This is a genomic window from Acidovorax sp., from assembly GCF_046294525.1.
Lineage (GTDB): Bacteria > Pseudomonadota > Gammaproteobacteria > Burkholderiales > Burkholderiaceae_C > Acidovorax.
This window is the reverse complement of record NZ_JBKBKQ010000013.1, coordinates 110250-134106: the sequence shown is the minus strand read 5'-3', so window position 1 is coordinate 134106 and position 23857 is coordinate 110250. Positions and strand designations below refer to the sequence as shown.

Sequence of the window (23857 nt, the reverse complement as noted above, 5' to 3'; positions counted from 1 at the left end):
ACAGCGTGGTGGTCGCAGCACTGGCCAACAAACTGGCCCGAACAGCTTGGGCGGTCCTGGTCAAAGGCAAGGCCTTTGACCCGGTGAGATGGAATCCGGTTGACCTCGCTGCCGCCTAGGGCCACAACGATGATCTGAACACACCAAACGCAAAGAAACCGTTTTGAAGGAGAGCACGCAAGAAGCTTGTGTGATGGGTCAACAGGTCAAACCGGGGTGGGGGCAATCCGATAGGGATCAAGGGCATCAAAGCCCGATGTGCAGACAGGAGCCTCACCCGCGAATGCCATCAGGGCCAGCAGGACGAACACCCTGCACTAACAGGCCGTATGTAAGACTGCAAACCCTTCAGACCTTCACGCCGCCCAAGCTTGCTCTTCTGGAGACGTCCATGTAAGACCCTAGTTCTTTCGAACGATGCGTACGCCCCATCCGGCCTGCGCGGACTAGTTCTTTTGCTGCGGCGCAGATGTGCTTGCGGAGGATGTTCACGGCGGCCCGGAAAACCGACCATACAGCCAACGCAAAAGAGAAGAACAGGAACCGCGCAATGGCCTCCACCCCCTTGCCCCCGGGCGACAGCCCAGAACGCACCCGCCAGGCCTGGTCGGTGCTCATCGTCAGCACCTTCGCCTTCACCGTGTGCTTCATGGTCTGGATGATGTTCGGCGTCATCGGCATTCCCATCAAGAAAATGCTCAACCTGAACTCCACGCAGTTCGGGCTGCTCATGTCCATGCCCGTGCTCACGGGCTCGCTGGTGCGGGTGCCGCTCGGTATCTGGACCGACAGGTTCGGTGGCCGCATCGTGATGGCCGCCGTCATGGCCACCACCGTGCCCGCCATCTGGATGATGGGCTACGCCACCGAGTACTGGCACTTCCTCACCATCGGCCTGTTCGTGGGGCTGGCGGGGGGCTCGTTCTCGGTGGGCACGCCCTATGTGGCGCGCTGGTTCCCCAAACACCGCCAGGGCACGGCCATGGGCGTGTACGGCGCGGGCAACTCGGGCGCGGCGGTGAACAAGTTCGTGGCGCCCGTGATCCTCGTGGCCTTCGGTTGGACGATGGTGCCGCAGGTGTACGCCGCCATCATGCTGGGCACGCTGGTGCTGTTCTGGCTGTTCAGCTACAGCGACCCGGCCCACCTCGTGCCCAGCAACGTCAAGTTCACCGACCAGCTCAAGGCGCTCAAGGACCCCAAGGTGCTCAAGTACTGCCAGTACTACAGCATTGTGTTCGGCGGCTATGTGGCGCTTTCGCTGTGGATGGTGCAGTACTACGTGGGCGAATACGGCCTCGATATCCGCGTGGCCGCACTGCTGGCCGCCTGCTTCTCGCTGCCCGGCGGCGTGCTGCGCGCCATCGGCGGCATGCTCTCGGACAAGTACGGCGCGCACAGCGTGACCTGGTGGGTGATGTGGGTGAGCTGGATCTGCCTGTTCCTGCTGAGCTACCCGCAGACCGACTTCACCATCGTCACCGTCGATGGTCCCAAGACCTTCCACATCGGCCTCAATGTGTACATGTTCACCGGCCTCATGTTCCTGCTGGGCATTGCCTGGGCCTTCGGCAAGGCCAGTGTCTTCAAGTACATCAGCGACGACTACCCCAAGAACATCGGCGCCATCAGCGGCATCGTGGGCCTGGCTGGCGGCATGGGGGGCTTCATCCTGCCCATCCTCTTCGGCGCGCTCATGGACCTGACCGGCATCCGCTCCAGCGCCTTCATGCTGATGTATGGCGTGGTGTGGGTCTCGCTGATCTGGATGTACTTCACCGAGGTGCGCCGCACCGACCTCATGGGCACGCAGGCCGCCGCCAACGCAGCGTCTGCGCCCCGCTGAACACCCCATTACCAAGGAACCACCATGTCAGCCACACCCGCCAGCGGGCGCCAGGGGCGTCTGCTCACCCTCTGGGCCCCGGAGGACAAATCGTTCTGGGAGCGCGAAGGCGAGGCCATCGCCAAGCTCAACCTGTGGATCTCGGTGCCCGCACTGTTCCTGGCCTTCGCCATCTGGCAGGTCTGGAGCGTGGTTGCCGTGAGCCTGCCGGGCCTGGGCTTCAAGTACTCCACCAACCAGCTGTTCTGGCTGGCCGCGGCGCCCGCGCTGTCGGGCGCCACGCTGCGCATCTTCTACTCGTTCATGGTGCCGCTGGTCGGTGGCCGCCGCTGGACGGCGATCTCCACCGCCAGCCTGCTGATCCCCGCCATCGGCATCGGCTTTGCGGTGCAGGACAACACCACGGCCTACCCCACCATGCTCATCCTGGCGCTGCTGTGCGGCCTGGGCGGCGGCAACTTCAGCTCCAGCATGGCCAACATCAGCTTCTTCTTCCCGAAGGAGCGCAAGGGCTCGGCGCTGGGCGTGAATGCGGGCCTGGGTAACCTGGGCGTGTCGGTGGTGCAGTTCCTGAGCCCTCTGGTGGTCACTGCCGGCATCTTCGGCATCTTCGGCGGCGAAGGCCAGACCATTGTGAAGGACGGCAACACCGTGCAGGTGTGGACGCAGAACGCGGCCTTCATCTGGGTGCCATGGATCGCCATCACCGCGCTGGCCGCCTGGTTTGGCATGAACGACATTGCCGACGCGCGTGCCTCGTTTGCCGCGCAGGCTGCCATTTTCAAGCGCAAGCACAACTGGCTGATGTGCGTGCTGTACCTGGGCACGTTCGGCTCGTTCATCGGCTATGCCGCGGGCTTTCCGCTGCTCATCAAGAGCCAGTTCCCCGGCATCAACCCGCTGGCCTACGCCTGGCTGGGCCCGCTGGTGGGCGCCGTGATCCGCCCCTTTGGCGGCTGGCTGGCCGACAAGCTCGGCGGTGCCCGCGTCACGCTGTGGAACTTCATCGTCATGGCGATTGCGGTGGTGGGTGTCACGTTCTTCCTGCCCTCGGAAGGCAATGAGGGGCAGTTTGCTGGCTTCTTCGTGTGCTTCCTGGTGCTGTTCCTCACCACCGGCATCGGCAACGGCTCCACCTTCCGCATGATCCCCGTGATCTTCCTGACCGAAGCCATGCGCGGTGTGGACAAGCACAACGCCGCTGCCGTGGCCCAGGCCAACAAGGAGGGCAACACCCTGGGCGCCGCCACGCTGGGCTTCACGGCCGCCATGGCGGCCTACGGCGGGTTCTTCATCCCCAAGAGCTATGGCAGCTCGATCGCCCTGACCGGCAGCCCCCACGCGGCGCTGTGGACCTTCTTTGCGTTCTACCTCGTCTGCATCGTCATCACCTGGTGGTACTACGCACGCAAGCGCGCAGAAATGCCTTGCTGAACGACCGCCTACCGCATCACCCCCGAGAAATAGAAAGAAGGAGCCCCCGATGAGCCATTTCCTCGACCGCCTCACGTACTTCTCCCAGCCCCGCGAAAACTTTGCCGACGGCCACGGCCAGGTCACCGGTGAAGACCGCACCTGGGAAGACGCCTACCGCAACCGCTGGGCGCACGACAAGATCGTGCGCAGCACGCACGGCGTGAACTGCACCGGCAGCTGCAGCTGGAAGATCTACGTCAAGGGCGGTATCGTCACCTGGGAAACCCAGCAGACCGATTACCCCCGCACCCGCTGGGACATGCCCAACCACGAGCCGCGCGGCTGCGCCCGCGGCGCCAGCTACAGCTGGTACCTGTACAGCGCCAACCGCGTGAAGTACCCCATGGTGCGCGCCCGCCTGCTGCGCGCCTGGCGTGCAGCGCGCCAGACCATGGGGCCGGTGGAAGCCTGGGCGTCCATCGTGGGCAACGAGGCCACGCGCCGCGACTACCAGAGCATGCGCGGCCTGGGCGGCTTTGCGCGTTCGAGCTGGGACGAGGTCAACGAGATCGTGGCCGCCGCCAACGTGCACACCATCAAGCGCCACGGGCCGGACCGCATCATCGGCTTCTCGCCGATCCCGGCCATGTCGATGGTCAGCTACGCCGCGGGCTCGCGCTACCTCAGCCTCATCGGCGGCGTGTGCATGAGCTTTTACGACTGGTACTGCGATCTGCCGCCGGCCAGCCCGCAAATCTGGGGCGAACAGACGGACGTGCCCGAGTCGGCCGACTGGTACAACTCCAGCTACATCATCGCCTGGGGCTCCAACGTGCCCCAGACGCGCACGCCCGACGCCCACTTCTTCACCGAGGTGCGCTACAAGGGCACCAAGACCGTGGCCGTCACGCCCGACTATTCCGAAGTCGCCAAGCTGGCCGACATCTGGATGAACCCCAAGCAGGGCACCGACGCCGCCGTGGCCATGGCCATGGGCCACGTGATCTTGAAGGAGTTCTACTTCCCCGACCAGGGTGAGCGGAGCAGCTACTTCGACGACTACGTGCGCCGCTACACCGACATGCCCATGCTCGTCACCCTGAAGGAGCACGTGCTGCCCACGGGCGAGACGGTGATGGTGCCCGACCGCTACGTGCGTGCCTCCGACTTCGCCGGCGGCCTGGGCCAGGCCAACAACCCCGACTGGAAGACCGTGGCCTTCGACGAGGCCGGCCAGGTGGTCGTGCCCCAGGGCGCCATAGGCTTTCGCTGGGGCGCGGACGGCCGCGCGGACCAGGGCCAGTGGAACCTGGAGGCCAAGGAGGCGCAGGAGGGCCGCGAGGTCAAGCTCAAGCTGTCGCTGCTCGAAGGCGCGGATGCCGCGCCCGCCACGGCGCGCGTGGGCTTCCCGTACTTTGGCGGCATCGCCACCGCACACTTCGAGGCCAACGTGCAGTCCGACGTGCTGGTGCGCACCGTGCCGGTGAAGAGCCTGTCGCTGGGCGGCAAGGACGTGCTGGTGGCCACGGTGTTCGACCTGCAGGTCGCCAACTACGGCGTGGCGCGCGGCCTGCCCGGCGAGTTCGCAGCCAAGAGCTTCGACGAGGACACCCCGTACACCCCGGCATGGCAGGAAAAAATCACCGGCACGCCCCGTGCCCAGCTGATCACCGTGGCCCGTCAGTTCGCCGAGAACGCGCACAAGACGCATGGCCGCTCCATGGTCATCATCGGCGCGGCCATGAACCACTGGTACCACAGCGACATGAACTACCGCGGCGTCATCAACATGCTGATGATGTGCGGCTGCATCGGGCAAAGCGGCGGCGGCTGGGCGCACTATGTGGGCCAGGAAAAGCTGCGCCCGCAGACCGGCTGGACGGCGCTGGCCTTCGCGCTGGACTGGGTGCGCCCGCCGCGCCACCAGAACTCCACCAGCTTCTTCTATGCGCACACCGACCAGTGGCGCTACGAAAAGCTGGGCGTCGATGAAGTGCTCTCGCCCCTGGCCGACAAGTCTCAATTCGGCGGCAGCATGATCGACTACAACGTGCGCGCCGAGCGCATGGGATGGTTGCCGTCGGCCCCCCAGCTGCAGACCAACCCGCTGCAGGTGGTGCGCAACGCGCAGGCCGCGGGCATGGACCCCAAGGACTATGCGGTGGACGCGATCAAGAGCGGCTCACTCACGATGAGCTGCACCGATCCCGACCACCCCGACAACTGGCCGCGCAACATGTTCGTGTGGCGCTCCAACATCCTGGGCTCGTCGGGCAAGGGCCATGAGTACTTCCTCAAGCATCTTTTGGGCACCAGCAACGGCGTGCAGGGCAAGGACCTGGGCAAGGACGAAGCCAAGCCCACCGAGGTCGTCTGGCACGACAAGGCGCCCGAGGGCAAGCTGGACCTGCTGGTCACGCTCGACTTCCGCATGAGCACGACCTGCCTGTATTCGGACATCGTGCTGCCCACGGCCACCTGGTACGAGAAGAACGACCTCAACACCAGCGACATGCACCCCTTCATCCACCCGCTGTCCACCGCGGTGGACCCGGCATGGCAGTCCAGGAGCGACTGGGACATCTATAAGGGCTTCGCCAAGACGTTCAGCGAGATCTGCGTGGGCCACCTCGGCGTGGAGCGCGACCTGGTGCTGACCCCGCTGGCCCACGATTCACCCGCCGAACTGGCCCAGCCCTTCGGCGTGTCCGACTGGAAGCGCGGCGAGTGCGACCTGATCCCCGGCAAGACAGCGCCCAACATGATCGTCGTCGAGCGCGACTACCCCAACACGTACAAGCGCTTCACCGCCCTGGGCCCGCTGATGAACAAGCTGGGCAACGGCGGCAAGGGCATCGGCTGGAACACGCAGGACGAGGTGGAGCAGCTCGGCCAGCTCAATGGCACGGTGGCCGCGCCCGGCGTGACCAAGGGCATGCCGAAGATCGAAACGGACATCGACGCCTGCGAGGTGATCCTGCAGCTCGCGCCCGAAACCAATGGCCACGTGGCCGTGAAGGCCTGGGAAGCGCTGGGCAAGCAGACCGGCCGCGACCACGTGCACCTGGCCCTGCACCGCGAAGACGAGAAGATCCGCTTCCGCGACGTGCAGGCCCAGCCGCGCAAGATCATCAGCTCGCCCACCTGGAGCGGCCTGGAGAGCGAGAAGGTCAGCTACAACGCCGGCTACACCAACGTGCACGAGCTGATCCCATGGCGCACCCTCACCGGCCGCCAGCAGTTCTACATGGACCATCCGTGGATGATTGCCTTTGGCGAGGGCTTCACCAGCTACCGCCCGCCCGTGGACCTCAAGACCACGGCGGACATGCACGGCATCCGGCCCAACGGCAACAAGGAGATCCAGCTCAACTTCATCACCCCGCACCAGAAGTGGGGCATCCACAGCACGTACACCGACAACCTGCTGATGCTCACGCTCAGCCGCGGCGGCCCCTGCGTGTGGATGAGCGAGGACGACGCCAAGAGCGCCGGCATCGAGGACAACGACTGGATCGAGCTGTTCAACGTCAACGGCGCCATCGCGGCGCGGGCGGTGGTGAGCCAGCGCGTGAAGCCGGGCATGGTCATGATGTACCACGCCCAGGAAAAGATCGTGAACACGCCCGGCTCGGAGATCACCGGCGTGCGCGGCGGCATCCACAACTCGGTCACGCGCATCGTGCTCAAGCCCACCCACATGATCGGCGGCTACGCACAGTTCAGCTACGGCTTCAACTACTACGGAACCATTGGCACCAACCGCGACGAATTCGTGGTGGTGCGCAAGATGAACAAGATCGACTGGCTGGACACCCCGGTGGCCGACCAGCTCATCAAGCCCACGATCGACCAAGGAGAAACGGCATGACCCACGATAGCAATCTGGCCACCCCCTGGCGGAAGGAGGCAGCATGAAGATCCGCGCACAAATCGGCATGGTGCTGAACCTGGACAAGTGCATCGGCTGCCACACCTGTTCCGTCACCTGCAAGAACGTCTGGACCAGCCGCCCCGGCATGGAGTACGCCTGGTTCAACAACGTCGAGACCAAGCCCGGCATCGGCTACCCCAAGGACTGGGAGAACCAGGACCGCTGGAACGGCGGCTGGGTGCGCCGCGCCGACGGCTCCATCGTGCCGCGCCAGGGCGCCAAGTGGAAGCTGCTGATGCGCATCTTCGCCAACCCCAACCTGCCGGAGATCGACGACTACTACGAGCCCTTCACCTTCGACTACGCCCACCTGCAGTCGGCGCCCGAGATGAGCACCTCGCCCACGGCGCGGCCGCGCAGCCTCATCACCGGCAAGCAGATGGACAAGATCGTCTGGGGCCCGAACTGGGAGGAAATCCTGGGCGGCGAGTTCAGCAAGCGCAGCAAGGACAAGAACTTCGACGACATCCAGAAGGACATGTACGCGCAGTTCGAGAACACCTTCATGATGTACCTGCCGCGCCTGTGCGAGCACTGCCTGAACCCGGCGTGCGTGGCATCGTGCCCCTCGGGCTCGATCTACAAGCGCGAGGAAGACGGCATCGTCCTCATCGACCAGGACAAGTGCCGCGGCTGGCGCATGTGCGTCTCGGGCTGCCCCTACAAGAAGATCTACTACAACTGGAAGAGCGGCAAGGCCGAGAAGTGCATCTTCTGCTACCCCCGCATCGAGGCCGGCCAGCCGACCGTGTGCTCGGAAACCTGCGTGGGCCGCATCCGCTACCTGGGCGTGCTGCTGTACGACGCGGACCGCATCCAGGAAGCGGCCAGCGTGGAGCGCGACCGCGACCTGTACCAGGCCCAGCTCGACATCTTCCTGGACCCGAACGACCCGGCGGTGATCGCCCAGGCGCGCCTGGACGGCATCCCCGACAAGTGGATGGAAGCCGCCCGCAACAGCCCGGTGTACAAGATGGCCGTGCAGTGGAAGGTGGCCCTGCCGCTGCACCCCGAGTACCGCACGCTGCCCATGGTCTGGTACGTGCCGCCGCTGTCGCCCATCAGCGCCGCCGCGAACGCAGGGCACATCGGCGCCAACGGGCAGATTCCGGACGTGAGCCAGTTGCGCATTCCCGTCCAGTACCTGGCGAACATGCTCACGGCCGGCGATACCGCCCCGGTGATGCGCGCGCTGGACCGCATGCTGGCCATGCGCGCCTACCAGCGCGGCAAGCATGTGGACCAGGTGGAGAACACCAGCGTGCTGGCGCAGGTGGGCATCACCCAGGCCGAGGTCGAGGAGATGTACCACGTGATGGCCATCGCCAACTATGAGGACCGCTTCGTCATCCCGACGACTCACCGCGAGTACGCAGAGAACACGTTCAACGTGCGCGGCGGCTGCGGCTTCAGCTTCGGCAATGGCTGCTCGGACGGCGTGAGCGACGTGAGCCTGTTCGGCGCCGAGAAGAAGCGCACCATTCCCATCAAGGCACAGGTCTGAGCCATGGCAATCCAACAACCCCACAACAAGCCCGTGTCCGCCTCGGTGGCGGGGCGCCAGCCGGGTGCCGTCACGCTGCGCGTGCTGGCGGCCCTGCTGGCCTACCCGGACGCCGAGCTGCGCGGCAACCTCTATGAGATGGGCGCGCTGCTCGCGGCCGACGGCATCCTGTCCGGCAGCCGCCGCGCGGAGATCGAGGCCTTCGTGGCGCAGCTCTCCCAGGGCGACGCGCTGGAGGTCGAGTCCGCCTACGTGGAACTGTTCGACCGCGGCCGGGCCACCTCGCTGCACCTGTTCGAGCATGTGCACGGCGATTCGCGCGACCGTGGCCCGGCCATGATCGACCTGGGTCAGACCTACGCCCAGGCTGGCCTGCTGCTCAACGAGGACGAGCTGCCCGACTACCTGCCGGCGGTGCTGGAGTTCGCCTCCACCCAGCCGCAGCGCAACGCCAAGGACTTCCTGGGCGAAATCGCGCACCTGCTCAACGCCATCTTCGGCGCGCTGCGCGAGCGCGACAGCAGCTATGCCTGCGTGCTGGGCGCGCTGCTGGACATGGCGGGCCACAAGGCCCAGCCCGTGGCCATCACCGCCGAGCCGCCAATCGACGAGAGCTGGGCCGAGCCCGCCGCCTTCGACGGCTGCTCCACCCAGGGCCAGGCCCGCCCCGGCCAGCCCCAGCCCGTGCGCATCGTGCGCAACAACCCATCCATCCCACAAGGAGCGAACCCATGAGCACGCTTCACGGCTTCCTATTCCAGGTGTATCCCTATGTCTGCTTCACGGTGTTCGTGATCGGCAGCCTGATCCGTTTCGACCAGAACCAGTACAGCTGGAAGAGCGACTCGTCGCAGATGCTGCGATCGGGCCTGCTGCGCTGGGGCAGCAACCTGTTCCATTTCGGGGTGCTGTTCCTGTTCTTCGGCCACATGGTGGGGCTGTTCACGCCGCACAGCGTCTACGGCATCTTCATGAGCGCCAGCACCAAGCAGATGCTGGCCGTTTCCGCTGGCGGCGTGGCCGGGGCCATGTGCTTCGTGGGCCTGACCATGCTGCTGTACCGCCGGCTGTTCGACGACCGCATCCGCCACACCAGCCATGCCTCGGACATCGCCGTGCTGGTGGTGCTGTGGGTGCAGCTGACACTGGGGCTGCTCACGCTGCCGCAGTCGCTCAAGCACTCCGACGGCAGCGCCATGCTGCTGCTGTCCGACTGGGCGCAGCGCATCGTGACCCTGCGCCCGGTAGACGCGACAGCCATCGCCTCGCTGCACTGGTCGTTCCAGGTGCACATCGTGCTGGGCGTGACCATCTTCCTGCTGTTCCCGTTCAGCCGCCTGGTGCACGTGTGGAGCGGTTTCGGCGCCGCGGCCTACCTGTTCCGCCCGTACCAGGTGATGCGTTCGCGCCGCCTGAACGTGCCCCCGGGCCAGGACCTGCCGGGCCAGCCCAGCGCCGTGCCTTCATCCACCGTGCCAGAAGCCATCAAGAACCCCGCCGCCACGCGGTAGGCGGCAGGAGACCCCATGACGACGAATGCACAGACGACCGCGGCGGCCGTAACCGAGGCCAGCGTGAACGGCGTGCCCCTGCTCGCCGCCGGCGAGGCGGTGGCGGCCGATGAGCTGCGGCAGCGCGCCTGCACCGAGCTGCTGCGGCAGGCCGCGCAGCGTGCGGGGCTGCTCGCCGCCGACGACCCCGCGCCGGCGGCCGGAGCCATCAGCGAGGCGGCGTCCGAGGCCATCGAACGCTGGCTGGAGAGCCACCTGCAGATCCCGGAGCCCACCGACGACGCCTGCCGCCGCCACCACGCCGCCCATGCGGCGCGCTACCGGCCCGGCGAGCGCGTGCGCATGCGCCACATCCTGTTCGCGGTAACGCCCGGCGTGGACGTGGGCGCGCTGCGCTCGCGCGCCGAGGCCTGCCTGCTCGATGTGCGCTGCCATGACGGCACGGGGACGGACCGGTTCGACAAAGCCGCGCGCCAGTGGTCCAACTGCCCCACGGGCGCGCAGGGCGGCGACCTGGGCTGGACCCGCGCCGAAGAATGCGCGCCCGAAATGGCGCGCGAGATCTTCGGCCACCCCGAGATCGGCGTGCTGCCGCGCCTGGTGCACAGCCGCTTCGGCCTGCACGTGGTGGAGGTGATGGAGCGCCAGGCGGGCGAGGATCTGCCCTTCGAGGCCGTGCGCGGCGCCGTGCAGCACGCGCTGCGCCAGCAGGCCTGGGTGACCGCGCTGCGCCAGTGCCTGCAACTGCTGGCGGGCTCCGCCGTGGTGGAAGGCATCGACCTGGACGCGGCTGAATCGCCCCTGGTGCAGTAGGCCGGGCCCCGCCATGCCCGACGAACTCCTGGACCGGCTGCGCCGCTTCCACGACGACGCCTTCCCCCAGTACCGCCAGCAGTTCCAGACGCTGGTGGACGAGGGCCAGCACCCCACCACGCTGTTCATCGGCTGCTCCGACTCGCGCCTGGTGCCCTACCTGCTGACCGGAGCGGGCCCCGGCGAGCTGTTCCTGGTGCGCAACGTGGGTGCGTTCATCCCGCCGTATGACGGATCGCATGGCCACCACGGCACCACGGCCGCCATCGAGTTCGCGGTGCTCAACCTGCAGGTGCGCCGCATCGTGGTGTGCGGCCACAGTCACTGTGGGGCTATCAAGGCGATGTATGGTGAGGTGTCGCCCGAGGCGCCCAACCTGGACCGCTGGCTGGACCTGGGCCGCGAGGCCCTGCTGCCCATGCAGCCCGGCCCCGAGGTGCTGCGCCGCACCGAGCAGCGCGCGGTGGTGCTGCAGCTCGAACGCCTCATGGAGTACCCCATGGTGCGCAGCCGCGTGCAGTCGGGCCAGATCAGCCTGCACGGCTGGCACTACGTGATCGAGGAAGGAGAAGTGCATGTGTTCGATGTCGGCACCGGCGGCTTCGTGCCCGCCTCGCGCGCGGACAACAGCGGCACGGGCCCTTATCAGCCCTATGTGGAACACGACGGCCAGGTTCTGGTGGACGAGTGACCGGCCCCCGGCTTGCCACGTCGCGGCATTCGGAGTGGAATGAGCGCTCCTTGACGGAACGCAACCCCGTTTCAGCGTGAAACCCAAATCATCGGCTCCCATGAAACGCGAACCTGAGCCCCCTCTCAACTCCACCTCCTCCCTGCAGCCCATCAGCCTGGATGTGCTGCGCGAAAAGTACCTGAAACCGGGCGAGAGCACGGCCGACGAGCTGTACCAACGCGTGGCGCGTGCCCTGGCCTCGGTCGAAAAGCCGGAACTGCGCGACAAGTACGAAAACCTGTTCCTGGCCAACCTCAGGGCCGGGGCCATCGGCGCGGGCCGCATCATGAGCGCGGCCGGCACCGACATCCAGGCCACGCTGATCAACTGCTTTGTGCAGCCCGTGGGCGATTGCATCCAGGGCGTTGACGACGAGGGCTTCCCCGGCATCTACGAAGCCCTGCGCGAGGCGGCCGAGACCATGCGGCGCGGCGGCGGCGTGGGCTACGACTTCAGCCGCATCCGCCCCAAGGGCGCGCGGGTAAAAGGCACGGCCTCCATGGCCTCCGGCCCGTGCAGCTACATGAACGTGTTCGACCAGTCCTGCTCTACGGTGGAGAGCGCGGGCGCACGCCGGGGCGCTCAGATGGGCGTGCTGCGCATCGACCACCCCGATGTGCACGAATTCATCACCGCCAAGCGCACGCCGGGCCGCTGGAACAACTTCAATGTGTCCGTGGGTGTGTCGGACGCCTTCATTGAGGCGGTGCGGAACGACGCCCCGTGGGAGCTGGTGCACAAGGCGGCGCCCGGTGCGGCGCTGCTGGCACAGGGTGCCCACCGGCGCGCCGACGGCCAGTGGGTCTATGCCACTGTGCAGGCGCGCGAGCTGTGGGACACGATCATGAAGTCGGCTTACGACTTTGCCGAGCCGGGCATCCTGTTCCTGGGCCGCATCAACGAAGACAACAACCTGCATTACTGCGAAGACATTGCGGCGACCAACCCCTGCGTGACCGCCGACACTTGGGTAATGACCACCGACGGCCCGCAGCAGGTGGCCGACTTGGTGGGCAGGCCGTTCACAGCCGTGGTGGATGGGCGCGCCTACCGCGTGGAAAGCCAGGGTTTTTTAAAAACTGGCACCAAGCCCGTGCTGGAGCTACAAACCCGGGAGGGGCATGCCCTGCGCCTCACTGCGGACCACCGCGTGCGCCGCGTGGCGCGCAAGACCCGCTATTGCCTGGAGGTGGAATGGACGCCAGCCGCGAAGCTGCAGCCCGGCGATGAGGTGCTGCTGCACGACCACCGGGCTTTTGCGGGCTGGGGCGGTGCGGGTACGCAGGAGGAGGGCTATCTGCTCGGCCTGTTGATTGGCGACGGAACGCTGAAGGCTGACAAGGCCGTGATTTCGGTGTGGGCCCCTGAACTCAAAGCCGTGGGGCAGGGTACCGTAGCGTTTGCCGCCACTGGGGCGGACGGCATCATGCGGGCCGCCACATCGGCGGCGGCCACGTTGCCGCACCGTGCAGATTTCAAAGGCTTTCAGCGGCCTTTGGCGGGGCGTGGCGAGGCTCGCCTTGCCAGCGCGGCGATCTGGAAGCTTGCGCACGATATGGGCATGGCGCCAGGCCACAAGACCATCACGGCCACCATGGAGCAGCAGTCGTCAGCCTTTGTGCAGGGGCTGTTGACTGGCCTGTTCGATGCTGATGGATCGGTGCAAGGTGCGCAGGACAAAGGTGTGAGTGTGCGTTTGACACAGAGCGATGAGGCGCTCCTGCAAACCGTGCAACGCATGCTGTTGCGCATGGGGATCGTGTCCACGCTGTACCGTAACCGCCGCCTTGCGGGAGCGCGTGACTTGCCCAACGGCAAAGGAAGCACGCAGCCCTACCTCACCCGGGCGCAGCACGAGCTGATCATCAGTGGTGACAACCTCGCGTGGTTTGCCGAGCGTGTGGGCTTTTGCGACACAGAAAAATCAGCGCGCCTGCATGAAGGGCTGGCGCAATACCAGCGCGCGCTCAACCGAGAACGTTTTACCGCCACCGTGCAGGCGTTGGTCGATGCGGGAACGGAGGATGTGTACGACGTCACCGTGGCTGATGTGCATGCCTTTGATGCCAATGGCCTCGTCGTACACAACTGCGGTGAGCAGCCACTTCCGTCGTATGGCTGCTGCGACCTTGGCCCCATCATCCTCACCCGCTTCGTGCGCCACCCCTTCGGCTTCGGCGGCGTGGCAGCCTTCGACTTTGACGCATTCAGTCAGGCCGTGGCGCTGCAGGTGCGCGCTCTCGACAACGTGCTGGATGTGACCTTCTGGCCACTGCCGCAGCAGCGCGATGAGGCCATGGCCAAGCGCCGCATTGGTGTGGGCTTTACCGGCATGGGCAACACGCTGGCCATGCTGTGCCTGCGCTACGACCTGCCCGAGGGGCGCACCATGGCCGCGCGCATTGCCGAGTGCATGCGCGACGCGGCCTATGCCGCGTCGGTGGAGCTGGCGCGCGAGAAAGGCGCGTTTCCGAAGTTCGATGCTCGGGGCTATCTGGCGGAAGGCACGTTTGCGAGCCGGCTGCCCGAATCGCTCAAGGCCGCCATCCACCAGCACGGCATCCGCAACAGCCACCTGCTGTCCATCGCCCCCACCGGCACCGTGAGCCTGGCCTTTGCCGACAACGCCTCTAACGGCATCGAGCCGCCGTTTTCGTGGATGTACAAGCGCAAGAAGCGCGAGTCCGACGGCAGCACCAGCGAATATGCGGTGGAGGACCATGCCTGGCGCCTGTACCGCGAACTGGGTGGCGACGTGAATGCGCTGCCGGAGTATTTCGTGTCGGCCCTGGCCATGCCTGCCGAAGGCCACGTCGCCATGATGGAGGCGGTGCAGCCGTTTGTGGACACCGCCATTTCCAAAACGGTGAACATCCCGGCCGACTACCCCTACGAAGATTTCAAGGACTTGTACCTGCAGGCCTGGCGCGCCAAGCTCAAAGGCCTGGCCACCTACCGTCCCAACGCCATCCTCGGATCGGTGCTGGAGACGCACGCGGTGCCCGAAGCAGCACCCGCTTCGGCACCTGCTGCGCCCCCCCTCGACCCGATGCGCACGGTCATCGAAAGCCGCCCGCAAGGCGGCCTCTCCGCCGTGGCCGAAAAGCTCGAATACTGGACGCAGGAGGGCCACAAGACGCTGTACCTCATCGTCTCGTTCCTGCCCGTGCCCACCGGGGTTGGTAATGGCACGGTGGACCGCGCCATCGAGTTCTTCATGCCCGTGGGCCAGAGCGGCGAGTCGCAGCAGTGGATCACCTCCAGCATGCGCATGCTGTCGCTGGCGGCGCGCGGCGGCTTCCTGGAGCGCGCGCTGTCGGACATGCGCAAGGTGGCCTGGGACCGCGGCCCCGTGCGGCTGGGCACCCACCGCAAGGACGACGGCACCGTGGTGCCCATGTGGCACGACTCGGAGGTGGCGGCCATGGCCTTTGCCATCCAGAACATCCTGGCCCGCCGCGTGGCCGACCCGGTGCAGCAGACGCTGCCGCTGGATGAACCCGCGCCTGCGCCCCTGGCGGTGCCGCAGGCCATGGCGGGCAAGAAATGCGGAGAATGCGGCGCCCACGCCGTGATCCGCAAGGACGGCTGCGACTACTGCACGCAGTGCGGCCACTTGGGAAGCTGCGGGTGAACCCCTCCCGCCCCCCCATTCCTCTGCATGTGGCGTCAGGCAAGCCCACGGCCGAGGCGCTGGCGCAGATGGACAAGCACTGGCGCTGGCGCTACGTCATGCTGGCGCCGCACCGGCTGGGGTTTTTGCTCGCCATGGTGGTGCTGGCGGCTTCGGGCTTGTGGTGGGCGCTGGTGCAGGTGGACCGATCCACCGGCTGGCTAGGGCTACCCTCCGCGCTGGCGCCCACGATGGTGCATTCGGCGGTGATGGCGTTTGGCTTCATCCCCTTGTTTTTTTCAGGCTTCCTGTTTACCGCAGGCCCCAAGTGGCTGGGGGTGGAGCCCCTGCCCGTGCAGGCGCTTCGCAATCCCTTGCTGGCCCAGGCCGCGGGGTGGCTGCTGTGGCTGGCGGGGGCCCACCTGCATGCCTTTGTGGCGCTGGCCGGGCTCGCCCTGGCCGGTGGCGGGCTGGCGGGGATGACGGCGCAGTTCTGGGGCCGCGTGCGCTTGAGCCAGGCGCAAGACCAGCTCCATGCCCGCGTGATCGCCTGTGCCTGTGTGCTGGGGTGCGCCAGCGTGGCGGGCCTGTGGCTGTGCCTGGCGGTGGATGCCTACGCGCTGGCGCGTGCCTGGGTGTTCACGGGCCTGTGGGGCTTCGTGGTGGTGGTGTACGTCACGGTGGCGCACCGCATGATCCCGTTCTTCACCTCCAGCGCCATGCCCATGGTGCAGGCGTGGCGGCCCTTCTGGGTGCTGTGGCTGATGCTGGCTGCGGCACTGCTGCAGGTGCTGGCCGCGTGGCTGGAATGGGCGGGGGTGCCCGCCAGCGCCGCGGGCCCGGCATGGGGGCTGGTGCACGGCACGCTGCAGCTGGTGGTGGGGGGCGTACTGGTCTGGCTGGCCTGTGTGTGGGGCCTGGTGCAAAGCCTCAAGAACAAGCTGCTGGCCATGCTGCACATCGGTTTCCTGTGGCTGGGGCTGGCTTTCCTGCTGGGTGGCGTGTCGCAGTGGCTGGCCTGGGGGCTGGGCACGGGCGTGCTGGGCCTGGGGGCGCTGCATGCGCTCACCATGGGGTGCCTGGCCTCGCTGATGCTGGCCATGGTCACGCGGGTGTCGTGCGGGCACAGCGGCCGTGCGCTGGTGGCCGACCGCATCGCGTGGTCGCTGTTCTGGCTGCTGCAGGCGGCCACGGTGCTGCGCATTGCCGCCGCGGTGCCCGGGGTTCCCGGTGCGGCGCTGCCTTGGCTGCTGCTGTTGGCCGCCCTGCTGTGGGCGGGCACCATGGCGGCCTGGGGCGTGCGCCTGGGCCGCTGGTATGGCCGTTTGCGCGCCGATGGGCGCCCGGGCTGAACGGCTGGGCCCTTACAACCTAGAAACGGCAGTTGACCGCTTATTTACCTTCACAAAGCCGCATGAACGCTCAACTTCTTCACTCCGATCACATTCACCTGTGGGGTGAACACGCTATGCGCCCGCCAGCACCGCGCTCGCCGCGCCATGCTGCGTTGCGCCTCCTTGCGGGCAGGAGCCCGCCGCGTCGTCTCGCCTTGCCTGGCACGCCGATCACGGCACTGGCGGGCGCATCCAACTGCCGTTTCTAGGTTCAAGGATTTGCAATGGCAGTCATCCCCTGGCCCTTGAACCCTTCCTCCCTGCCTGCCGCGGCCCCCGTGGCTGACGATGCCGCGGGCATGGCGGCCGCGCTGATCCATTCGCGGCAGACCATCTTGCCCAAGCGCCTGGGTTCGCCCGGGCCGGCCGGTGCGGAGCTGCTGCAGATCCTCCAGGCGGCCGCCCATGCGCCCGACCATGGGCAGCTCGTGCCCTGGCGTTTCATCCTGGTGCCCGAGGCGTCGCGCAAGGCGCTGGCGGACGTGTTTGCCCAGGCGCTGCGCGAGCGCGACCCCGCCGCCACGCCCCAGCAGGCCGAACAGGCCCGCGAAAAGGCCTACCGCTCGCCCGTGCTTTTGCTGGCCGTGGTCGATGCCGAGCGCGGCGATGCCGATATTGACCTGGCCGAGCGCACTGTCTCGGCCGGTTGCGCCGTGCAGAACATGCTGCTGATGGCCACGGCGCAGGGGTATGGTTCTGCGCTGACCAGCGGCAAGGCGCTCAAGGCGGACAGCCTGCGCGCGCTGTTCCAGTTGGCACCGTCCGAGCAGGCCCTGTGTTTCATCAGCATCGGCACCGTACAGTCGCGCAAGGCCGCGCGCGCCCGGCCCGCCGCCAGCACCTACGTGAGCACGCTCGGCCCGCACGGCGATGTGGCGCCTGGTTTCTGAATTCTTTTTTTGATGTGAGCTTTATCCATGGACATTTCCAGCTTCGATGACCTGCTGCAGGCTGCGCGCATGCAGCCCGAGCCCCAGCGCCTGTTGTTCGTTTTCGCCGCCGCTGAGCTGCCCGATGACGCCACCCCCGCCCAGCGCGCGCGCTTCGAGGCCGGGCAAGGCGGTGCGCTGGTGCCGCTGATGTGCGTGGACAAGACCCCGCAGGAACTGCTCTCGTTCAGCGCCCTCGTGGAAGAGGCCAGCCAGTTCACCGCTCCCGGCCATGACTGGGCCGTGGTGTTTGCGGCGGCGTTGTCCGGCACGCCCGGCAAGGCGCCCACCAGCGCCGACGCCGAGGCGCCCCTGCAGCGCATGGTCGATGCGATCAAGGGCGGCGCGCACGGTGCCTACATCCCGTTCGACCGGCACGGCCAGCCCGTGCAGTTCGGGTAGCCCCATGGCGGCCGCACTGCCCGGCTTCAACGCCCCGGCCGTGGGCTTCGAGCAGCCGTTCGCCATGCTCGAAGCCTGCCACGAGCGCGTGCAGCGCACGCTGGCCCTGCTGCAGCGTCTGCGCGGCCACGTGCAGGCCCAGGGCGCGGCGGACGAGCCCGCGCGCCAGGCCGCGCGCGACGTGCTGCGCTATTTCGACATCGCCGCGCCGCTGCACCACGAGGACGAGGAACTGCACGTCTTTCCGCTGCTGCTGGCCCAGGGCACGCCCGGCGTGGTGGCGCTGGTGCGGCGCCTGCAGCACGACCACGCCTGCATGTCCGCCGACTGGGCCGCCGCGCGCCTGCCGCTGCTGGCCCTGGCCGAGGGGCGGCAGGCCGTCTTCACCGAAGCCGACGCTGCCGCGTTCGAGCGCTTCGCCGGGCGCTACGGCCAGCACATCGAGGGCGAGGAATCCGTGGCCTACCCCGCCGCACAAGCCCTGCTGCCGCCTGCGGACCTTGCGCCCATGGGGCAAGAGATGGCCGCGCGGCGCGGGGCACCTGCACGCCCGCTTTGATGCCCTTTCTTTGATGCTTCTTTATTAATAGCTGCTAGCGCTTGCTGGATAAGCGCTGGAGGTCGATTTGACCTGAAATCCGGTGCCAAACCGCGATGCCCGCCATGCCCCACGGGCACGGCGCCCGGCGGCGGCCCCCGCGCGCCCGGGCGATACTGGCGGGCCGTATGCATGCTTATTTCTTGCTCGCCACCCGCGTGGCGCTGACCCTGGCTCTGGCCTGGGCCGCTGCGGCGGCCTGCGTGGCGCTCAACACCCCCTTGCCCTGGATGATCGGCCCGCTGCTGGCCACCTCGCTGCTGTCGATCGGCGGCGCGCCCACCGAAAGCTGGGGCCCGCTGCGCAATGCCGGGCAGTGGACCATTGGCGCTGCGCTGGGCTTGTATTTCACCCCGGAGGTGGTTGCCCTGATTGGCGGGCTCTGGTGGGCCATCGTGCTGGCCGTTGGCTGGGCGCTTTTGCTCGGCTGGCTGTTTGGCGCGTGGCTCTACCGCATGCATGCGCCGCGCATGCACGGCGTGCCCGCGCCGATGATGCGGGCCACGAGCTACTTTTCGGGCGCTATCGGCGCTGCGTCCGAAATGACCTTGCTGTCCGAGCGCGAAAACGCGCGCACCGACCTGGTTGCCGCCAGCCACAGCCTGCGCCTGCTGATCGTCACGGTCTCCATCCCGTTTGCGCTGCAGTGGAGCGGCCTGCACGGGCTGGACATTCTGCCGCCCACGGTGCGGGTGGTGAACTGGCCTGGGCTGGCGTTGCTGGCGTTGATGACCGGGCTGGGGGCGGTGGCGATGGACCGGCTGGGCCGCGCCAACCCCTGGTTCATGGGCGCGATGCTGGTGTCCATGGGGCTCACCATGGCGGGCCTGGGTCTGTCGGCCGTTCCGCAAGGGCTGGTGAATGCGGCGCAGCTCGTGATTGGCGTGAGCCTGGGCGTGCGGTTTCGCCGGGAGTTCTTGCACACCGCGCCGCGCTGGCTGGCCACGGTGGCCGTGGGCACATTGGGCCTGATGGCCATCTGCGCGGGGTTCGCCGCCGCGATGGCCTGGGCGACCGGGTTGCCGTGGGTGACCTTGTTGCTGGGCACATCCCCCGGCGGCATCGCCGAGATGGCCATCACCGCCAAGGTGCTGCAATTGGGCGTGCCGGTGGTGACGGCCTTCCAGGTCTGCCGGCTGATTGCCGTCCTGATGCTGGTGGACCCACTGTACCGGCGGATCTATCCCAGGGACGAACACCAGGCACTAAAGGTTTGAAGAGAAGAACTGTACGAAAAAACTGGCGCGCCCGAGGGCCAGGGATGCCAAGCAAGGGCCGCCCCGCAGCGAGGACATCGTCTCCTTGCCCGCGAAGCGCAGCGCAGCGATAGCGGGGGGAAGCCGCGCAGCGGCTCAGGGGGGTGTCTTAGTGCACCACCACCGGGTTCTGCGCCAGCCCCGCATAGCGGTCCAGCGCATCCTCTACTTCTTCCTGCGTGGGGGTATCGCGCTGCCAGGCCAAGATCTGTTCCTGGAACATTTCGGCCCAGGAGCCGTCCAGATACACCTCTTTGCCTGATCGCTTGTCCACGATCTCGAAACCGTGGCGTGCCAGCCGGGGCGCAGCGGGAGCGGTGTCGTTCAGTGCCTGGGTGCTTTTTTTCTCCACGGCGTCGGGCAGCATGTGGACCACCACAAAGGATTCTGAGTCGTAGAGCATGTGCATCGTGTTCCCCTGGTTGATTACAAAGTCAGATGACCGCATTCACACAGAGTTCAAGCCCCGGGGGCGGCTTGCGGGAAATCCCGGCGGAGCGGTGGCGTCTTGTCTGACCCGAGCGATTTTGTGTCCCATCGCTTCCGACACCGCATCGACCCTGCTGCGAAACAGTATTTCATGAAAACCGCCGGGCACCCGGCAAGTGGGGCTTTTTTGCGTGGCTGGCGCGTGGGCGCAACAGGTTCGCAAGGGCTACCGTGGAGCGTTCAGGGTGCGCTGCTGCTGCGCAACTGCAGGTCCGCAAAGTCCCCGTTCGCCTGGGTGATGCGAATGCGCACCGGCAGATAGCCCAGCGCAGGCGCCACCCACAACTCGGCCTTCTGGTCGTAGTCCTTGCGGGGCAGGCGCTGCAGCTTGAGGGCTTGCGTGGGGCCTGCGGGCAACTCTAGGGTTTCGGGGCCCTCCACGGTGAAGGTCCAGCGGTCGGCGCTGCGCGCGCTCACCGTGGTCAGCGTGAGCTGGGTGCCCGGCACAAAGCGCCCCGGGTCGGCCGCCAGCAGGGCGCCCAGCTGGATGAACACGCTCAGGCGGTCTTGCGCGCCGGGGCTCGCGGGCGCCTCGGGTGTGTTGGCGCTGAAGACGATGCGGCCTTTCGCGTAGTCGAAATGCGCGGCCTGCTCGTTGCGGGAGCGGTCTGCAAACCGCTCGGGCTGCAGGCCCTGGGCGGTGACCAGGCCCGTGCTGCTTTGTGATCGTGACCCCACCAGAAACGCGCTCAGCTCCTGGCGCGCCTGGTAGCGGTTGCCATCGTGCTGCCACAGCAGTTCGGCCCGGGCGATGTACGTGAACTTCTTAGCCTGCCCGCTCACGTCAAACGCCAGCCGGGTGGGCGGCGGCAGGCGCACGGGCGGCGACGTGGTGCTGGGCTGGGCGCCCGTGCCCGCGCCGGGCGGGGTGATGTCCACGCCGGACACGGCCTCGGTGGGCGGCGGCGCAGGGATGGCGGCTTCGGGTGACGATGCCAGGGCTGCGGCCGTGGTCGCCCCGTCTGGCGCCGCTTCATCACTGGCAAGGGCGGCGGCGTCACTGTTTGAGGCGCCCGATTCCTGTGCGGGCGCTGCCGGGGCAGCGTCGGCCAACACGTCGGCCCCCGCGCCCGGGCCGTCTTCTGAAGGCGGGGCGGCGGCGGGGGCCGCCACGGGCAGGGCGGTAGTGGGCCCGGCAGGCGGTTGGGGGCGCGGGCGCGGTTTGGCCGGGGCCGCCACCGGGGGCGCCGCCTGGGCAGCTTTCGCGGGGGCCGGGGGAATCGGCGGCGGCGCTGGCGCCGCAATGCTGCGTGTGCTGAACACCTGGCCGGACGGGGGCGCCGGGTGGTCCCAGTGCAGGGGAACGCCCTGCAGCACCAGCCAGTGCAGGGCCAGCACCAGGAGAGTGATGAAGACAAGCGCGCGCCGGGGCATCCGTGGTCAGTCCGAGTAGCGCGCAGCTATAAGAGTCAAAAAAGCTGAGATCAACGCCTGCCGCTCACGCGTTGCCCGCGCCCAGGTCGCTGGAGAGTTGTGCCGCCGCCGCGCGGAGCGGCGCGTCGATGGCGCCGTCCCATTCCGGGTCGAAGGTGGCCACCGAGCCCAGCGTGGTGATGCCCAGCTCCAGGTGGCCGTCGGCATCGAACACCGGGGCGCAGAAGGCGACGATGCCCGGCAGCAGCGTGTCTACCACGCGGGCGGCGCCGCGCTCGCGCACCTCGGCCAGCAGGGCGTTCACTTCGGCCATGGTGGCGGGCAGGTCGGTGCGGCGCATCTTTACGGCGCGGGCCAGTTCTTCCTTCAACAGGGGGGCCACCAACTCGGTCGGCATGTAGGCCGCAAAGCAGCGGCCGGTTGCCGACGAGAGCAGCGGCATCACGTCGCCCAACCGCAGGTTGGCAGTGACAGCCTGGGGCGACTCCTCCCAGTGCACGATGGTGGGGCCATGGTTGCCCCACACGGCCAGCGCCAGGGTGTGGCCAATGGTTTCCATGAGGGCGGGCATGCGTTCCCGGGCCAGGCGCACGCCATCGAGCCGTGTGAGCGACGCCAGCCCCAGCTTAAGCGCCGCAGGGCCCAGGTCATACCGGGCGGTGCGCGGGTCTTGCGTGACCAGGCCCAGGCGCTGAAAGCTCACCAGATACCGGTGTGCCTTGGCTGCGCTCATGCCGGCCGAGGCGGCCACATCCTTGAGCATCAGCGGCCCGCGCGAGCGTGTCAGCCCCTCCAGCAGGGAAAAACCGACCTCGACCGATTGAATTCCTGCACGTTCTTTGTCCATGTGCACTAAAATTTGCGAGTTTTGTTTAGTTAAATCAATTTACCCAGGCGTAATTCCGCTAAGGGCACGTTCTAACCACCCTGAGACAAAGGTCCTGCCACCATGAAACTTGCTACCTACAAAGACGGCTCGCGCGACGGCCAACTGGTTGTCGTCTCGCGCGACCTGGGCACGGCCCATTATGCGACCGGCATTGCCAGCAAGCTGCAGCAAGTGCTGGACGACTGGGGCTTCCTCTCGCCCCAGTTGCAGGACCTGTACGACCAGCTCAACAGCGGCCGCGCGCGCCATGCCTTCCCGTTCGATCCCAAGCAGTGCATGGCCCCGCTGCCCCGCGCCTACCAGTGGGCGGACGGCTCGGCTTACATCAACCACGTTGAACTGGTGCGAAAAGCGCGCAACTCCGAAGTGCCTGAAAGCTTCTATACCGACCCCCTGATGTACCAGGGCGGCAGCGACGACTTCATCGGCCCCTGTGACGACGTGGTGGTGCCCAGCGAAGCCATGGGCATCGACTTCGAGGCCGAGATTGCCGTCATCACCGGCGACGTGAAGATGGGCACCAACGCCGACCAAGCACTGGACGGCATCCGCCTGGTGATGATTGCCAACGACGTGAGCCTGCGCAACCTGATCCCAGCCGAGTTGGCCAAGGGCTTCGGTTTCTTCCAGAGCAAGCCCGCCACCGCCTTCGGCCCCGTGGCTGTCACGCTGGACGAACTGGGCGATGCCTGGGACCACGGCCGTGTCAACCTGACCGTGCAATCCACCTGGAACGGCCGGAAGGTCGGCATGTGCGACGCCGGCCCTGAAATGACCTTCCACTTCGGCCAGCTGATCGCCCATGTGGCCAAGACCCGCAACCTGCGCGCGGGCTCCATCATCGGCAGCGGCACCGTGAGCAACAAGGGCATCACCGACGCCAACGGCCGCACCGAATGGCCCAAGGGCTACAGCTGCATCGCCGAAAAGCGCTGCATCGAGACCATCCAGGACGGCAAGCCCAGCACCGAATTCATGAAGTTCGGCGACACCATACGCATCGAGATCAAGGGCAAGGACGGCGCCAGCATCTTCGGTGCCATTGACCAAGCGATTGCAGCCCCCGCTGCTTGAGTGCCCGGTCAGGAAAAAATTTGAACAAAAACGGCTGCTTGCGCGCTATGGATAAGCGCAAGCAGCTATCAAATCAGTAGTA

Annotated in this window: 18 protein-coding genes; 15 read left to right on the top strand and 3 right to left on the bottom strand. The window is 67.1% G+C overall.

The features are described 5' to 3' along the window. Window positions 1-550: 550 nt before the first annotated feature. The 14 genes from ACK4HJ_RS13730 (at window position 551) to ACK4HJ_RS13665 (ending at window position 19910) form a co-directional block, all read left to right on the top strand. Entirely contained in the window at window positions 551-1846 is a 1296-nt protein-coding gene (locus ACK4HJ_RS13730; protein WP_409832455.1) for an MFS transporter, read from the top strand. 24 nt (window positions 1847-1870) lie between these two features. Beyond that, window positions 1871-3280 carry a NarK family nitrate/nitrite MFS transporter gene (locus ACK4HJ_RS13725; protein ID WP_409832452.1) on the top strand — a complete coding sequence of 470 codons (1410 nt, stop codon included), beginning with the start codon at window positions 1871-1873 and terminating at the stop codon, window positions 3278-3280. Between the two features lie 49 nt (window positions 3281-3329). Continuing rightward, complete coding sequence (locus tag ACK4HJ_RS13720; RefSeq protein ID WP_409832449.1) at window positions 3330-7133, top strand: nitrate reductase subunit alpha; 3804 nt, start codon at window positions 3330-3332, stop codon at window positions 7131-7133. Between the two features lie 43 nt (window positions 7134-7176). Beyond that, on the top strand, window positions 7177-8700 hold the full coding sequence (gene narH / locus ACK4HJ_RS13715; RefSeq protein WP_409832446.1) for a nitrate reductase subunit beta: 1524 nt from the start codon (window positions 7177-7179) through the stop codon (window positions 8698-8700). 3 nt (window positions 8701-8703) lie between these two features. Then, on the top strand, window positions 8704-9435 hold the full coding sequence (gene narJ, locus ACK4HJ_RS13710; RefSeq protein ID WP_409832444.1) for a nitrate reductase molybdenum cofactor assembly chaperone: 732 nt from the start codon (window positions 8704-8706) through the stop codon (window positions 9433-9435). After that, window positions 9432-10211 carry a respiratory nitrate reductase subunit gamma gene (gene narI / locus ACK4HJ_RS13705; protein ID WP_409832442.1) on the top strand — a complete coding sequence of 260 codons (780 nt, stop codon included), beginning with the start codon at window positions 9432-9434 and terminating at the stop codon, window positions 10209-10211. The genes narJ and narI overlap by 4 nt, the downstream gene beginning before the upstream one ends. A gap of 15 nt (window positions 10212-10226) precedes the next feature. Beyond that, the gene (locus ACK4HJ_RS13700; protein WP_409832439.1) at window positions 10227-11024 is read left to right on the top strand and encodes a peptidylprolyl isomerase; all 798 of its coding nucleotides are present in this window, start codon (window positions 10227-10229) and stop codon (window positions 11022-11024) included. A 13-nt stretch (window positions 11025-11037) separates the two neighbouring features. Further along, window positions 11038-11715 (top strand): carbonic anhydrase, encoded by a 678-nt coding sequence (locus ACK4HJ_RS13695; RefSeq protein ID WP_409832438.1) that lies wholly within the window; start codon window positions 11038-11040, stop codon window positions 11713-11715. 100 nt (window positions 11716-11815) lie between these two features. After that, complete coding sequence (locus ACK4HJ_RS13690; RefSeq protein WP_409832435.1) at window positions 11816-15391, top strand: LAGLIDADG family homing endonuclease; 3576 nt, start codon at window positions 11816-11818, stop codon at window positions 15389-15391. Further along, the gene (locus ACK4HJ_RS13685; RefSeq protein WP_409832433.1) at window positions 15388-16722 is read left to right on the top strand and encodes an NnrS family protein; all 1335 of its coding nucleotides are present in this window, start codon (window positions 15388-15390) and stop codon (window positions 16720-16722) included. The genes ACK4HJ_RS13690 and ACK4HJ_RS13685 overlap by 4 nt, the downstream gene beginning before the upstream one ends. Window positions 16723-16988: 266 nt before the next feature. Then, complete coding sequence (locus ACK4HJ_RS13680; protein WP_409832430.1) at window positions 16989-17654, top strand: nitroreductase; 666 nt, start codon at window positions 16989-16991, stop codon at window positions 17652-17654. Between the two features lie 27 nt (window positions 17655-17681). Next, window positions 17682-18095 carry a ribonucleotide reductase subunit alpha gene (locus ACK4HJ_RS13675; protein ID WP_409832428.1) on the top strand — a complete coding sequence of 138 codons (414 nt, stop codon included), beginning with the start codon at window positions 17682-17684 and terminating at the stop codon, window positions 18093-18095. A gap of 4 nt (window positions 18096-18099) precedes the next feature. Further along, window positions 18100-18654: a hemerythrin domain-containing protein gene (locus ACK4HJ_RS13670; protein ID WP_409832425.1), complete on the top strand. Its 555-nt coding sequence runs from the start codon at window positions 18100-18102 to the stop codon at window positions 18652-18654. Window positions 18655-18821: 167 nt separating this feature from the next. After that, a complete protein-coding gene (locus ACK4HJ_RS13665; protein WP_409832422.1) occupies window positions 18822-19910 on the top strand; it encodes an AbrB family transcriptional regulator in 1089 nt (362 codons plus the stop codon). 148 nt (window positions 19911-20058) lie between these two features. Here ACK4HJ_RS13665 and ACK4HJ_RS13660 read toward each other — a convergent pair whose 3' ends face one another. The 3 genes from ACK4HJ_RS13660 to ACK4HJ_RS13650 form a co-directional block, all read right to left on the bottom strand. Further along, window positions 20059-20358, bottom strand: coding sequence for a DUF3567 domain-containing protein (locus ACK4HJ_RS13660; RefSeq protein WP_409832421.1), 300 nt, complete (start codon window positions 20356-20358; stop codon window positions 20059-20061). Between the two features lie 260 nt (window positions 20359-20618). Then, a complete protein-coding gene (locus tag ACK4HJ_RS13655) occupies window positions 20619-21812 on the bottom strand; it encodes a DUF3108 domain-containing protein (protein ID WP_409832418.1) in 1194 nt (397 codons plus the stop codon). A gap of 64 nt (window positions 21813-21876) precedes the next feature. Beyond that, complete coding sequence (locus ACK4HJ_RS13650; protein WP_409832415.1) at window positions 21877-22659, bottom strand: IclR family transcriptional regulator; 783 nt, start codon at window positions 22657-22659, stop codon at window positions 21877-21879. A 102-nt stretch (window positions 22660-22761) separates the two neighbouring features. Here ACK4HJ_RS13650 and ACK4HJ_RS13645 point away from each other — a divergent pair, with 102 nt between their 5' ends. Then, a complete protein-coding gene (locus tag ACK4HJ_RS13645) occupies window positions 22762-23775 on the top strand; it encodes a fumarylacetoacetate hydrolase family protein (protein WP_409832413.1) in 1014 nt (337 codons plus the stop codon). Window positions 23776-23857 lie beyond the last annotated feature (82 nt).